We start from the raw sequence: 15,642 nt of genomic DNA on the forward strand, positions 1-15,642 counted from the left end.
CGACTAACTTAAAAAAGCAGCTATTCTCTAGATTTTCAGCTGGCAAAGATAAAGAATCTTTTCAATATATGACTTAAAAAGTCACCGTTAATCCATCATATGAGTAATGTACATGCGGAGGCAACTCTTTTTCAATGACCGCATGCAACCCTATGCGATGACTCATATGGATTAAATAGGCCTCCTTGGGCTGGATACGGGATATATTCGCTAAGGCTTCCTCCAGACTCTCATGCGATTGATGCTCTCCTTTCCGAAGGGCATCAATAACCAATACATCAAGGTTTTCCAACTTAGCGTACTCTTCTTCCGGAAGATATTTAAGGTCGGTCAAGTAAGCCATATTGCCGATACGGAAACCTAAGATCGGCAGCTTAGCGTGCATTACACGGATCGGAGTGATCATGACACCGGCGGCCTCAAACGGTTTCGTCCCGATCGTATGCAAAACCAAATTAGGCACTCCCGGATATTTATGCTCCCGGAAGACATAAGGGATGCGAGTCTTTATCGCCTCCACGACATTGTCTTCCGCATAAATATCCACATCTTTATACCGGCCAAAAGGACGTAGATCATCTAAGCCACCTACATGATCGTAGTGCTCATGAGTTACTAAAACGGCGTCAAAATAGTAAATCTTATTGGTTATCATTTGCCAACGGAAGTCCGGACCACAATCGATCAATATCCGTTTCCCTTCCGTCTCTACCAAGATCGAAGCCCGTAGACGCCAATCACGGGGGTCTTTACTAGTACATACCTCACATTGGCAACCTATCTCAGGATTGCCCGTAGACGTTCCTGTTCCTAAAAAAACGATTTTCATTATCCGACATATTTAACCTCAGGCATAAGCTCTATACCGAAACGATCTTTTACGGCGGTACGAATGCTCTCCGCGACCAACGCGATCTCATGCCCCCGGGCATCTCCTAAATTCACTAATACCAACGCTTGTTTCTCGTAAACACCTACCGGCCCATGGTTTTTACCCTTAAACCCACATTGCTCGATCAACCAACCGGCCGGAACCTTGATCTTTCCTTCCGAAGCGGGATAAGACGGGATTTCCGGGAATTGCTTTTTCAATTTCTCAAAATGCTCTGCCGTAATTATCGGGTTCATAAAGAAACTGCCTGCGTTGCCTAATACTTCCGGATCGGGAAGCTTCTGCCTGCGAATTGTTATGACAGCCTCACGGATCGTTTCCAAAGTAACTTCCGGATATTTCGTCAACTCCTCCTTTAAGTTCCCATAATTAACCGAAAAGCTAGGGTTCTTGGATAGTCGAAGCGTAATATAAGTTATGATGTGGGGGTCATGATGCTCATTCTTGAAATAACTATTACGATATCCATATTCACAATCCGTATTCGTAAAAGTCCGTTTCTCGAATGTCAACTGGTTATAAGCCTCCACTCTCTCGATCACATCCTTGATCTCCATGCCATAAGCCCCGATGTTCTGGATAGCGGCAGCGCCCGCCTCACCGGGTATTAAAGAAAGATTCTCTATACCTCCCCAACCTTTCGATACGGCGTATGCCACGACATCATCCCAGATCTCCGCAGCCCCGACACGAAGCGATACATACTCGTCCGTTTCCGCCGAGATAGAAATCCCCTTGATTCGGGAATGGATGATAATGCCATTATAATCGTTGATGAACAATAGATTGCTCCCGCCTCCTATATGCAAGGATAAACATTCCTGAAAGTATTCATCATGTAAGATTCGTTGCAACTCCTCCTCCGTCTCATACTCCATGAACCAACGTGTCTTTACTGGGAGATGGAACGTATTGTGTTTCTCCAACGAATAATTCTGCTCTATTCTCATCGTCTATTTTATTTTTAGGGCAAAAGTAGTCATAAATAACTCATCCGCAAATTATGTAGTTCCGGATTTTTTCAGTAGATTTGTATATAGAGTTGATCGTATGGATGAGAACACGTCCGGCATATCCGGTGAAATACAGAAGATGATCCTCGACAAGTTAAACACGTTCAATCGAGGAAAAACGTCAGACAAAGGGCGGTACTACATTCTTTTGCCTACCTCAAAGACCTTATATTATACGCTTTGGTTCTTTACGCCTTCGGCCACTTATCATCCGACGGTCTATTTGGCGAATCTCGACTTGAATGCCATCAGCTCGGTGAATAAGGCGATTAAGATGGTAAGCAACTCCTTTCTACCTTTATTTATAACGACAGATATCAAAGACTCTCCCGATAATGGAGACGATATTATTTCTTTCGGTAAATACAGAGGATACCATTTGCATGACATCTATACGATCGATCCCCGATACGTCGTTTGGATAGCCGATAAATATGAGCCTCACGTAAAAAGCGAGATGCGTTTTAAAGAGTTAGCGGTGACCTACAGTAAAATCTATCTCGACCTACAGACCCGTAAGAAATACAAAATGCCTGTAAGCCGCTTTGTAGGAACACCGGGAGAAAAATTGAGCGATTTAAAGTTAACAATCACAAAAGTCCGCATTGAAGACGATTCTTACAAGACACAGATTATCCGTGGTACCGAATATTTCTATGTAGATCAATTGCTCACGGCCGTGGACATCGCCGGAAATTACTTTTTATTGAGGATAAAAGCGAAAGATCGTAGTCTTACCACGCAAACGTTGCCACCGGGCGCTCATGCTTTCCAAGTAGGGGAAAAATTGACTTTGACTTCCGCTAAGGTCTTAAAACATATAGAATCCCGTACTATCAAGTACACACGAATCGGGTATATCAAGATTCAATAAATGTTTCGAAATTCGCAAACTGACACATTATTAACATTTTTTGTTCTTAAAAATGTAACAAACATCTGTAGGCCTTGTTTAATAAGAAACTCAAATGCAAATGTATCTTTGCAAAACGTAACTATAAAACCAGCTTCAAAGTGTACATTTGTAGTGTTTAACAATTTAAAAAATTTGCATTTATGAACAAAGCAGAACTTATAGAGGCTTTAGCAGACAAGACCGGGTTACAAAAGCAAGAAGCAAAGAAAGTATTGGATGCTTACATCGAGATCGTAACTGAGCGTATGTCCGAAAATGAGGAAATCGTACTTGTCGGATTTGGAACACTGATCCCAAGACCGCAAACACAGCGTCTTGCCAGAAATCCTAAAACAGGTACTCCGGTAATGATCCCCGCTCGTACGACCGTAAAATTCAAACCGGGTAAATTCCTCCTTGAGGCGATGAATGCCCACCTGAAATAATAAAGTAACCGAAAACGTAGTAAAAATATCCCCGGTAAGGGGATAAAAAATCATAAGTATGAAATCTTTCATTTATAAGTATGAATGAAAAATTTCATACTTATGATTTTTAGTGTCCGGAAATGATTACTTTTGGACTCAAAAAAAAGACTCATGAGAATCGTCAATCTTGGAGACACAAATTCCATATTAAACAAGTTTGTTGCAGAACTTAGAGATGTAGACATACAAAAAGACAGCCTTCGTTTCCGTCGCAATGTTGAGCGTATCGGAGAAATCATGGCTTACGAGATCAGTAAGGAATTTCATTACAGTACGAAAGACATCCAGTCCCCGCTAGGTATAGCCCCGATGAATACGCCGGACGATCAAATCGTGATTAGTACGATCTTGCGTGCCGGGCTTCCATTCCACCAAGGTTTCCTTCGGTATCTGGATAATGCGGAGAACGCTTTCGTATCCGCTTACCGCAAATATAAAGACCGTTTGAATTTTGATATTCATATCGAATATATCGCCTCTCCTCGCTTAACAGGTAAAACCTTGATCATATCCGACCCGATGTTGGCCACCGGAAGCTCTATGGAACTGGCGTATGAGGCCCTGCTGACCAAAGGAGTACCCGACCATGTACACGTAGCCTCCATCATCTCAAGCAAACAAGCCTTGGAATACTTGCAGAAGAAAATGCCGGATGACAAGACTACAATCTGGATCGCCGCATTAGATAATGACCTCGACGATCATTCTTATATCGTTCCCGGATTAGGCGATGCAGGAGATTTAGCGTTCGGCGAGAAGGAATAGGGATGCGTAAACCAAAACGTACTGCCTTTGCCCAACTCGGAATTTACACCGATCCGACCACCTAGCCTATTTACGATGGTCTCGCAAATAGATAGCCCCAAGCCCGTACCTTGTTTAAACGTATTTCCTTTATAGAAACGATCAAAGATATGGGCTTGTATCTCTTGGCTCATGCCATCCCCCGTATCAGTCACGGAGAATTTTATCTCATCACCTATGATCTCGTAAGCTAAGGTGATACAACCTTCGCTCGTATACTTGATCGCGTTGTTAAGGAAATTGGATATTACCTGCGTCAGCCGCATACGATCGCTATAGATTTGGCATTCCGGTGAATCTTGGGGAGCGATCAGAGCTACGTTATCGGGCATCTTGATACGGAATGAGGTCACGATCTCATTGATCACCTCTTTTACGTTCATATCGGCGAACTTTAAATCCATCGTACCGGATTCAATTTTTGCCAAGTCTAGAATATCACTGATCAATTGAAGCAACATCCGATTGTTGCTATCGATGATTTCCACAAACTCATGCCTCTCCTCGGGATCATCCGTTTCCGCCAATAATTGAGAAAAACCGACAATGGCATTTAATGGCGTACGAATCTCATGACTCATATTCGCTAGGAAGGCAGACTTCAAACGATCCAGTTCTTCCGCCCTTTCCCTTTTCAATTGAGAGTCCTTTAACTCCGTGATATCGTAATTAATACAGATCATCTCCGGTTTATTCGGGTCTACGCTTTGAGGGTTACGGGTGATATTGGCGCAAATCCATTTCCATCCGTCACCAGACTTCACACGCACTTCCCTACGGAAATGATGCGCTTTACCCTGTTTCACCTCCTCAAAGAATGAGTTTATATATCCAGCGTCGTTCGGATGAATATAAGAATAAATCCCAATAATTTGGGACAAGGGGGTTCCATCCTTCTCTCCCATATTCTCATACCATTGCTTAATGGCATAGCCCTCAAAGGTATATAAGTCATAAAGGGCATAACCGACTTTAGCGTATACGCTGACCAAGGTAAATACATTCTCAAACTCAGAAATACGGTTATAGGCGATCATCTTTTCCGTATTATCCAAATTAATAAGTAAATAGCTGGAAGGTTCACCTCTTTGGTCATATAAAATACTGGCCTTGGTAACGATATCCATCTCGCCTACTTTCGAGGTGTTATAATAATCATCGACCTTCTTAAACGAATAATTCAGCCGGAAATTCACGGATTTATTCTCCTTGAGTTTCTTGATCACATCTTTAGGCATAATCGGGTTGCTAAAAATATTGACTCCTAAAACGTCCTTCTTTGACCGGATACCGAATATCTCCATATCCTTTGCGTTCAGGTCAATCAAGTAACCGTCCCTGTCATAAAGCTCGACCCCCACAGGTAAATTTACATATAGCTTTCGGAAGATCATCTCATTATGATCGATCATCTTACTAATCTTTTCCTCTTTCAGTTTGAAATTAGGTAAAATCTGTAATATGCCCAACGCTTTTACGCACACTCCATTATTCAACTTACGCTCACATAATCTGGAGCGTACCCATTTTTCCCCAGTCGGTGTTATTATCGGAAATATCTGCTCATACGTATCGACAGATTGGATCGATAAAAAATCCGTAGTAATCAGATCCCTAAAGTCTTCCCGGATTATATAGTAAAATTCAAAAAAAGAGAGATTATTCCCCTTCTTCCCAAATATACTCATTAAATAATCGGAACAGATATAACTTCTTTGAACAAAATCGGCTTCCCACAAGCCAACTTCCGCTCTATCCAATAACAATTTACATTGATCCAATTGAGTCTGTATATCCTCCATAAAAATATCCCTTCCGATAAAATTACACTATGATTTCACAAAGATATAATTTAAATAGTATAAATCCCCTATAATAAAAAAGAGATTGTCTCGAATCACTCAAGACAATCTCTTTCTATATTCAAAGCCTGATATAAATTATTTCAATTCCTTGATACGAATATTGCGGAATTTGACAGGGGAACCATGTCCTAAGAAACCTATATGACCTTTTTTGTTAAACAAACCCGGATGCTCCTTTCCATCCGGCGTACCATTCTTCACGGCATCCCGAATATTTCCATCCAAGATTACGACTCCATTCACCGTCACACGGATATGATCGCCATCCGCCATGATCTCTTCCGTATTCCATTCTCCAACCGGCTTGAACGCTTTCGGATGATCCTCACGGGCGGGAATGATACCGTATACGGAACCATGATGTTGCAGCGGAGTGATGTTTCCTTGGTAAATAGGATGTTCACAATCCAAGACCTGCACTTCCATACCTACATATGCTGCGTCTCCTTCCATCGGCGTACGGATACCGACACCGTTATTAGCTCCCGGGGTTAACTGGAAATCAAAACGATAGATAAAGTTTCCGTATTCCTTCTTGGTGTACAGATTACCTCCGAAACTACTGCTTGGAACCATAGAGATACAGCCATCTTCCAAGATATAATCAACCGTGTTTCCAGTCCATTCATGCATATTCGTTCCGTCAAACAAAACCTTGAAGCCTTCTTTTTCCTCTTCCGGCGATAATTTGAACGGTTCTTGTTTTTCCAATTCCTTTACGTAGATATTACGGTAATAGACCTTGCTGCCATGAGCTTGCATCTCGATTTGCTCTACCGGGAAAATCGGAAGCTTGCGATCCCAATAGTTTTCCAGAATCACGTTATCTACCACTTTTTCTCCGTTCAAGACAACCGTCACACGGTCGCCAACCATCTTAATATAGAAGGAATTCCATTCACCTAGTTTATTATCGGCCACTTTCGAAGGCTTGCTCTCATTTACCTGATTGTTATACAAGCCTCCGGAACCTACTTGCGCACCAACATTTACCCGAGAAGTATCCCAGATCTGGACTTGAGGAGTACCACGCAGATAAATACCGGCATCAGCCTCAGGTCCTTTAGGATCCAACATCCAATCAACATACATCTCGAAATCACCATATTGCTTTTCAGTACATAGGTTATCGTACCCAGTACCGTCAAATACTAACAGGCCATTCTCCACTTTCCAGTCACGACGCATATTCTCATCCGCCTTCTCCTGCGCTTTCGCCAATTGAGCCGGTTTCATTTTCGCACGGGCGATCGGATTCTCAACCAAACCTTTCCAACCCGTTAAATCCTTACCATTAAAGATAGAGACAAATCCAACCTCGTCCGGCATCGCATCTAAATGTTGCTTCAAGGCATCGATATCATAACGAGCGTCTTCCCCGTCAAACATGGTCAAAACACGTTTCAAGATTGCCTTCACATTGTCACCCTTATATTCCGGATGGTTACGAGCGATATTCCAAACCGCATAAACAGCCGCAGAACGAACAGCCACATCGCTTGAATCCAAGAATTCCGACGCATACATCAATGCCAAGAAGGTATCCGCCCGTTGGATCTGACGTAAAATAAGAGCCTTTTGCTCACTCGTCCGGGCGATCTCCATGACTTTCCGCAAGCTCAACAAACGATTCTCTCTCGTAAATGCCGGATTAGATACCAACTGCACATAACGCTTTAACGCCCTGTCGAATACTTGATCGGAAGAGGCTGATTGGCAAACCTTAAATAGTTCATCGGCAGCCTCAATACCCTTCCATGCCAACAAAGCGTCAAGAGCCGCATCCTTGGCCGCTCCATTCCCTTTATTCAATCCTTCCACGATCGTAGCCAAAGCCTCTTTCTCGCCAGTCGCTGATAAGACCTTATAATAAAGATATCTCTTGCTGTCTCCCGCTTGTATCATACGGCGATTCACGTTAGATACTTGAGTTGCCGCCGGTTGTTTAGAGATAGCGGCAATGATCGCATCTTGAAGCGGAGCGACAGCTGAAGCCTCCGCAGTCTCCAACATTCCGCACAATAAAGTGAAATCTTTCTCGGATACTACATCTTTCAATGCGGTATAAGCGGCTTTCTTCACCTCTGATGAGCCGGATTTAATCTGATCCAGTACCGTATTTAGATTCGCGTCGGCCATACGTATCGCCAACAGCTCCAAACCAGCGATTTTCCCGGCATCGGAAGCGGACGGGATCACTTTAGCGACCGCTTGATCAATATCGCCGTTAAATGCCATCAAAGCATCTTGACCCAATAATATCACTTGCTTGTCATTGCTCTTCAACAAATCCGCCAGCACAGGAATGACACTCTTATCACCGATTTTAACCAAAGCCCAAACAGCGGCCTGTTGCACATAGAAATCCTTATCTTTCAATTGGTCCAAAAGAACTTGTCTCGCTGGTAGATCAAAACGAAGTTCCAGATTCTTGATCATGTCATGTTTAGACGGGCATTTGCTTTCACGGCCTATCCAGTTCAAGATATCCACCTTGACTTCCGGCTTCGCCTTTAACATGTGTTTCATGACCTCGATATAAACATTTTGATCAGCGAAACCCGAAGCGAAGTTCAAAGCCGCATTACGGTATCCCTTATCCGTATCTTTCAAAGCCGATAATAAATTCTTCGTAGCAGCTTCCGGCTTAGCGGCCAATAGAATCTGAAGAGCGGCCTCACGGGTCTGTGTCATACCTGCTTTCGTAGACTTCTTCAATAAATCATTCGCTGCTTTCTCCGCATCTTTGGTATCGCCTTGCTCAAGGACACGTTTTATCAAAGCGATATACGCCTCATTCGCCCCGGTCTTTTCCATTTTATAACCGGCTTTCTCGGCAGCGGCGGCTAAATCGCCTAGAGAAGCTTTAGAACCTACACGACTCAACGCATAAAGAACCTCTTTCTGCATATTCTCATCGCTGGAACTAAGCATCACTTTCAATACATTTTCCGCATCAGCGATTTGCACGTCAGCGATCGCACGGATAATATTTTTTTGCGTCTTCGGAGTACCGGAACGACGCATCAAGGAAGCCACCAAAACCTTCTTAGCGTTATCGGTACGGATTGCGGATAACGCACGGGCAGCAGGACCGCTTAGGCTCTCATCGTTCAAATAGCTAGCCAGCGTATCCACACACTCATCTTTTCCCAGTAATTGAAGCTGCCGGATAATAAAAGCCTTTGTCTCCCGGTCGCTCACCTTATCCAAGGCTTTCAAATATGCGTTGGCTGTTGCTAGACGGGCATTTTCCTCACCTTTCGCCATCACGTAGTGAGTCAATCCGCTCAACGCATAATCCACGTTCGAGTTACTGCCTTTTCCCGGAGCGTTAATCTTGTTAATCAACATCAAGACCCCTTCCTCGCCAGTGGAGCTTAGGTCATTAATTAATTTGTTATATTCAGCTTGTTGCTCCGCCGGCATCTGTGCCAGTACATCGGCAACGATCGTCTTCGATGTACGATTAGCCGGGCTTTGAGCCATTAACATGCTACCGCACAACAATAAGCTGGCAATTGATATATATACTTTTTTCATATGTGTATGTGTTTAAATATTCCAAGGCGCTCTCATCGGCTGATCCAACAAACGATTAGCGGCCTCATCATTAATAAATTCCAGTTTTACGGGATCAAAGTGAAGCGTACGATTCAAACGAAGGGCTACGGCACCCATGTTCACGATCGTAGCGGAACGGAAGCCATTACGCTCATTCAAGGCAAAAGGCTGACGAGTCTTTACGCACTCGATAAAGTCGGTAACCTGTGGCTCAGGTTCGGGATAATCGGATAACTTTTTCTCCCAATCCGGGATATCACATACGAAATTCTTATAAACATTCCCGTTCGGTCCGGAAATATAAGGTGTGTTCGGATCCCCGTAATCACCTCCCCAAAGTACGATCTGGCAACCATCCTCATAGGTATACGTAATCGAGCGCCAAGTACCCACGGCGTCCGGATGTTGTTGCGGAGCATCCACCTCTACCTTAACCGGGCTGGTATTATCTTTTCCTAAAAAATATTGTACAGGGTCAATATAATGCTGTCCCATATCCCCTAAACCACCGCCGTCATAATCCCAGTATCCACGGAATGTCTGATGCACACGATGCGGGTTATAAGGTTTGTAAGGAGCCGGCCCCAACCAGAAATCATAATCCAGCTCACTAGGCACCGATTGCGGTTCCAGATATTCTTTACCAACCCAATAGAACTTCCAGTCGAAACCGGTATGCTTGCTGATCGTTACCTTTAGCGGCCAGCCCAACATACCACTTTGAACCAGTTTCTTCAAAGGTTTCACGGGAGTGCCCAGTCCATAGAACGGATCAGCGAAACGGAACCAAGTGTTCAAGCGGAACATACGCCCGTATTGCTTCACGGCTTCCATTACCCGTTTACCCTCCCCGATCGTACGGGTCATAGGCTTCTCGCACCAAATATCTTTTCCTGCTTTAGCGGCCTCGACAGACATGATACCATGCCAGTGAGGAGGCGTAGCTATATGAACGATATCTACATTGGGATCTAGAATCAAATCACGAAAATCATGGTATGCGGCAATCTTATCCTTTACCAACTGTTTACCTAGCTCCAGATGATTCTTATCGACGTCACACACGGCGACAAGACGAGTCCCGGCATAGTCCACATGTCCACGGCCCATACCACCTGTACCGATAATTCCTTTTGTCAATTGATCACTTGGAGCGATGAATCCATTACCCAACACGTGGCGCGGTACAATCGTAAATGCCGCGATTCCTCCAAGAGTCTTCAGGAAGTCTCTTCTGTTTGTCTTCATAGTACGAATTTAAAATTTAGATAGAATAGATTAACTTGAGTGACAAAAATAATCATAATACTCGAAGAGACAAGAAAAATGTATATAAAAAAGAAAAGGATGCCTTTAACAAAGACATCCTTCCCTAGTATTTTATGAAAATTTATTACAAAGCGAATTGCGGCTTACGGTGAATCCATTGTCCGCGGGTGAAATCCGGGAAGTCTACCAAAGCACCACCACGAGCGATTGACATCTCTGACAAGCCGGAGATAGCGCTCCAAGCGGCAGCGTCATAGCAATCCATTGGAGCCGGTTTCTTATTACGGATAGCGTCGATCAAGTCGTACATCATGATAAAGTCCATACCACCGTGTCCGGCCTCAGCAGCTTGAGACTCTAAAGAAGCCCACAATTTATGATCATATTTCTTGAACCATTCATCGGAATCATCCCAACGATGAGGCTTAGACTTTCCTTGTACATATACATGATCGCCATCATTCATCCATAAACCCTCAGTTCCTTGAACACGGAAACCTAATGAATAAGGACGAGGAGAATTCGTATCATGGGTTACGATGATCGTTTGTCCATTAGAACACTTAATCATAGAAGTCACGATATCTCCCAAATTGAAGTTGACCTTCGCCAACGGATGATTCTCACCCCCATTATCCACGATAAACTTATGCAATCCACGAGATTGAGTAGCCATAGCGGATAAAGAAAGGAAGCGGTTACCACGGTTGATATCCATGCAATTTGCTATCGGTCCGATACCGTGAGTCGGATAGATATCGCCATTACGATGTACGGAATGGTTCGTACGCCATTGAGCCTCGGCGAAAGCCGTCGGGCCCATACGAAGATCACCACTGCCCGGTACATAGTTGTAATGAGTTCCATCGTTGAATTTCACCTCACGCAAGTCATGCTCATAACCACAAGTACCATGCAATATCTCGCCGAACAAACCTTGGCGAACCATATTCAACGCAGCCATACAGTCACGACGATAACATACGTTCTCCATGATATTCAAATGGCTTCCGGTTGCTTCCGAAACATTTACCAAATCCCAGCACTCCTCGATCGTATTAGCGGCGGAAACCTCCACGCCTACATAAGGAACACCAGCCTTCATAGCGGCGACAGACATCGGAACGTGCCATTCCCAAGGACTAGCGATAATCACGCAATCAAATTCCTCGTTGTTCAACATATTCTCAAATTCACGTTCACCCCCTTTGTAAACTTTCGGAGCAGGAACATTAAATTTAGCGATATGTTTCAAGGTACTATCGATCGGGCCCTGTTGGATATCGCAAATCGCTACGATCTTATTACCGGGGATCGCCAATACATTATTAATATGCTCATGGCATCTAGAACCCGTTCCGATGAAACCGAAACGTAATTTACCATCATCTTTACCGGCTGTTTTTTTCTTTTGGGGTTCAGCGGCGGTTGTTGTAGCTCCGGCGTTTCCGGCCATTGCCAAGCCTGCGGCACCAATACCGGCGGCAGATACTTTCTTAAGGAATGAACGACGAGTGTTTTCCATATATTTTATAAATTAGTTTGTGTTTTGAGGATACAAAATTAAAAAAATATTTTTTCAATCAAAACGTTATTGAGTATTTTGAAAAATAAAGAGTCCAAGACTAAAAGTTCGTTATCTTTCCGGTTTCCCTTTTTAGCCTCTCGAAGGTCATCATCATCTGTCGAAGTCTTATAGGTTCTTTTTCCGCCAAATTAACTTGCTGACCGATGTCTTCCTTTACATTATATAATTGATAACAGTTACTATTTCCGGCAAAGGCAGCCTCCTCCGCATCGCCATAGGTATCCGGATACGGTGGGATCATGACCCAATCACCATCACGTAGCGCATAATTGAAATAACCTTCCAAGACAAGTTCCTTTCGCCCATTACCATCTTTTCCTAGAAAGACAGGCAAGGTGTTTTGGCTATCTACCTTATCAGAATAGGTCTGTCCGATCAACGCCGACAGCGAGGCTAACAAATCCATCTGGCAAACCAAGGCATCCGACACAGCGCCCGGCTTAACTTCCGCAGGCCAACGAAGCATGAACGGGATACAGGTTCCACCATCATACAAGCTCGTCTTTCCTCCACGAAGCGGTCCGGCCATCTTATGATCCCCAACCAATTCCACGGCTTGATCTTGATAACCGTCATCCAGAACCGGTCCGTTATCGCTAGTGAAAATAACTAATGTATTTTCCGTTAGCCCCAACTTATCCATTTCCTTCAAGAATTCGGTCACGCACCAATCCGCTTCCAAGATAACATCTCCACGAGGTCCCATCCCCGACTTACCCGCGAATCTCTCGTTCGGTACACGAGGTACATGTGGTTGATGCAAGCCATAGTACAGGAAGAAAGGTTTATCCTTATTCTTTTTCATAAAACCTTTCGCCTTCTCAAGGAACAACTCTGCCATATCCTCATCTTTCCATTGGGCGGTCTTGCCTCCTTTCTGGAAACCAATTCGAGGTACACCGTTTACGATAGCGCCGGCATGCCCGACACTCGGGAGCATTCTCAGTAATTCAGGATTATCCTTCCCAGTCGGTTCCCCGGGGAAATTCTCCTTATAACTGACATAGAGAGGATCGTTCGGATCGAGGTTTACACCTCTCCCATTCTCGATAAAGATACAGGGAACCCGGTCATTGGTAGCAGCTTGGATAAAAGAATAGTCGTAACCGATCTCTTTCGCTCCGGGATAAACCAGCTTGTTCCAGTCTACCGCCCCGTCACCTAATCCCAAATGCCATTTGCCGACCGAGCCGGTGACATAGCCCGCTTGCTTCATCACCTTTGGCAAGGTAACCTGTTGAGTATTGATAATCAGAGCCGCATTGCCGGGAAGTATTTTGGCTTCCCTATTTGTCCAAGGATATAATCCGGTAAGCAAGGAATACCGGCTGGGGGTAGAAGTAGCCGCCGTACAATAACCTTGCGTAAAGCGTATGCCTTCATTTGCGATACGATCCATTCCCGGAGTCTGTATGCGATGAGCCCCGTAACAGCTTAGATCACCATACCCGAGATCATCAGCTACGATGATCACCACGTTAGGTTGCCGGGGAGCTGATTGAGCTATTAAAGTTGTTGGCAAGGAAAACCCTGCCAACACACTCATTATACAATACTTATTCATCGCTTATTACGGATTCTGAGTTAATGTACCCGGATAAGCGTTAATCTCAGACTGCGGAATATACTGGATAGCCAACGGGCTGGTAGCAGGATATTCAGGCACGCCGTCATGGAATCCCGGGTAATGACGTTTCATCGTATCGCCTACACGATATACATCAAAACCACGGTCAGCCTCGTAAGCTAATTCCAACTGACGTTCTTTCATGATAAGCTCATGAGCGTTTGTCGCATCCAAAGATTTATATCCGGCGTTAGGTAAGGAACGGGTACGAACGGTATTCAAATCGGCTAATGCTTTTGTATAGTTTCCTAATTTAGCGCTAGCCTCGGCGCGAATCAGGTATAGCTCACCTAAGCGAGAGATAACCGGAGAATAAAGGTGAGGATAGCCATCTTGCTTAGAGCACTTATAGCTATAGAATTTCGGGTTACCTTGACTTTCCAACATAAAGTAGTCATAATCTCCCTCATACGTTTCTCCCTTATAGCTAATAGAATAACGCTTATTGTCCACATCTACCGGAGTTAATGTATATTCTTCACCATCTACCGTAGCGATTAACTTACCTCCTACTTCCTTGGTCTCACCTTGACGATATACGTAACCGGAAATCTTGCCGTCCGTATATAAGTTAGCTACAAAACGGAAAGCGGGGATCTGATTTCCATTGGCGTCTTCCTTATATTGCGGATGGATAAACGCCTCACGTGCATCGGTTCCTTTTCCTGTCTCATGCAACAAATCCATATACTTAGCGCTGGCGTAAACCTCACCCCAGCCTTGACCATCGATCTCAGCGTACATACTTCCTAGCGGATCACCCCAATCTTCCCAGTCTGAGGCTATAAACTTCACGGCGAAAATAGTCTCTGTCTGTGAAGCGGCATCCGGAGCGAACTCATTATAACGCATAAAGTTAGCACGGTCCAACATAGAGAACTGACCACTTTCGATCACCGTATTCGCATAGTCATAAGATAATTGAGCATACTCCTTATCCGGATTCTCAAACGTGCCACTCATATACATATAGACCTTCGCCAATAAAGCTTGAGCCGCATATTTTGAGGCATAAGCGGTAGATTTAAACGTTGTCATCAGCTCTTCCGCCTTTTTCAAGTCAGACAGAGCTTGATCATACGTATCTTTCACGGACGAACGATCCGGAAGATCCAGATTATCCATATCCTCAGGCATACCGTTTACGATCGGCAAGCCCAGATTCTTCTCCGGTTCCTGATAATAAGGACGGCCAAACACACGGCAAAGATAGAAGTACATCATGCCGCGCATATAATAAGCCTCGCCCAACTTCTGATCCAACTCAGCAGACTCGCCCTCATTAATCATCTTCATCAAAGAACTAGTCTGTGAGATGATATTATAGGCACTGTTCCAAACCGTAGTAAGACCACCATTATTTACCGTATGCTGATAGGTAAAATAAGTACCGAACGGATTGGTTGTCGGTTTATCCTTACAAACGTTATCCCCCGGGAACTCACCACAATAATGCAAGTGTTCGGATGCCTTTTTCAGTTTTGCGTAACAACCGTTTAGCAAAACATCCACCGCGGCATCTTTGTCCTCCATGATCTTGTCTTCCGTGTACTTATCGTAAGGTAGACGTTCGATATCACAGCTTGTTATGAACGTGGCCGCTGCCGCAAGAGCCACTATAGCGATTTTTTTCATTA

The 15,642-nt window shown here is 44.1% G+C and carries 11 protein-coding genes; 3 read left to right on the top strand and 8 right to left on the bottom strand.

The features are described from left to right. Window positions 1-73: 73 nt before the first annotated feature. Both DW205_RS01545 and murB read right to left on the bottom strand, forming a co-directional pair. A complete protein-coding gene (locus tag DW205_RS01545) occupies window positions 74-829 on the bottom strand; it encodes an MBL fold metallo-hydrolase (RefSeq protein ID WP_005862219.1) in 756 nt (251 codons plus the stop codon). Further along, window positions 829-1,842: a UDP-N-acetylmuramate dehydrogenase gene (gene murB, locus DW205_RS01550; protein WP_005862217.1), complete on the bottom strand. Its 1,014-nt coding sequence runs from the start codon at window positions 1,840-1,842 to the stop codon at window positions 829-831. The genes DW205_RS01545 and murB overlap by 1 nt, the downstream gene beginning before the upstream one ends. A gap of 100 nt (window positions 1,843-1,942) precedes the next feature. Here murB and DW205_RS01555 point away from each other — a divergent pair, with 100 nt between their 5' ends. The 3 genes from DW205_RS01555 to upp all read left to right on the top strand — a co-directional run bounded on the left by DW205_RS01555 (window position 1,943) and on the right by upp (window position 4,053). Further along, the gene (locus DW205_RS01555) at window positions 1,943-2,779 is read left to right on the top strand and encodes a hypothetical protein (protein WP_005856838.1); all 837 of its coding nucleotides are present in this window, start codon (window positions 1,943-1,945) and stop codon (window positions 2,777-2,779) included. Window positions 2,780-2,961: 182 nt separating this feature from the next. After that, window positions 2,962-3,246, top strand: coding sequence for an HU family DNA-binding protein (locus tag DW205_RS01560; RefSeq protein WP_005856836.1), 285 nt, complete (start codon window positions 2,962-2,964; stop codon window positions 3,244-3,246). 153 nt (window positions 3,247-3,399) lie between these two features. Continuing rightward, complete coding sequence (gene upp / locus DW205_RS01565) at window positions 3,400-4,053, top strand: uracil phosphoribosyltransferase (RefSeq protein ID WP_005862213.1); 654 nt, start codon at window positions 3,400-3,402, stop codon at window positions 4,051-4,053. On the opposite strand, the gene DW205_RS01570 is transcribed toward upp, so the two are convergent. The 6 genes from DW205_RS01570 to DW205_RS01595 all read right to left on the bottom strand — a co-directional run bounded on the left by DW205_RS01570 (window position 3,996) and on the right by DW205_RS01595 (window position 15,640). Further along, a complete protein-coding gene (locus DW205_RS01570; protein WP_005862211.1) occupies window positions 3,996-5,894 on the bottom strand; it encodes an ATP-binding protein in 1,899 nt (632 codons plus the stop codon). The two genes, upp and DW205_RS01570, sit on opposite strands and share 58 nt — an antisense overlap. Window positions 5,895-6,032: 138 nt before the next feature. After that, window positions 6,033-9,500, bottom strand: coding sequence for a DUF1080 domain-containing protein (locus DW205_RS01575; RefSeq protein ID WP_005862209.1), 3,468 nt, complete (start codon window positions 9,498-9,500; stop codon window positions 6,033-6,035). 12 nt (window positions 9,501-9,512) lie between these two features. Then, window positions 9,513-10,769, bottom strand: coding sequence for a Gfo/Idh/MocA family oxidoreductase (locus tag DW205_RS01580; RefSeq protein ID WP_005862206.1), 1,257 nt, complete (start codon window positions 10,767-10,769; stop codon window positions 9,513-9,515). 145 nt (window positions 10,770-10,914) lie between these two features. Next, window positions 10,915-12,315 carry a Gfo/Idh/MocA family protein gene (locus DW205_RS01585; RefSeq protein ID WP_005862204.1) on the bottom strand — a complete coding sequence of 467 codons (1,401 nt, stop codon included), beginning with the start codon at window positions 12,313-12,315 and terminating at the stop codon, window positions 10,915-10,917. Between the two features lie 100 nt (window positions 12,316-12,415). Beyond that, the gene (locus DW205_RS01590; protein ID WP_008778341.1) at window positions 12,416-13,942 is read right to left on the bottom strand and encodes an arylsulfatase; all 1,527 of its coding nucleotides are present in this window, start codon (window positions 13,940-13,942) and stop codon (window positions 12,416-12,418) included. A gap of 6 nt (window positions 13,943-13,948) precedes the next feature. Beyond that, on the bottom strand, window positions 13,949-15,640 hold the full coding sequence (locus DW205_RS01595) for a RagB/SusD family nutrient uptake outer membrane protein (RefSeq protein ID WP_005862201.1): 1,692 nt from the start codon (window positions 15,638-15,640) through the stop codon (window positions 13,949-13,951). Between the last annotated feature and the right edge of the window lie 2 nt (window positions 15,641-15,642).

It is taken from the genome of Parabacteroides sp. AM17-47, assembly GCF_003434625.1.
GTDB classification, from domain to species: Bacteria; Bacteroidota; Bacteroidia; order Bacteroidales; family Tannerellaceae; genus Parabacteroides; species Parabacteroides distasonis.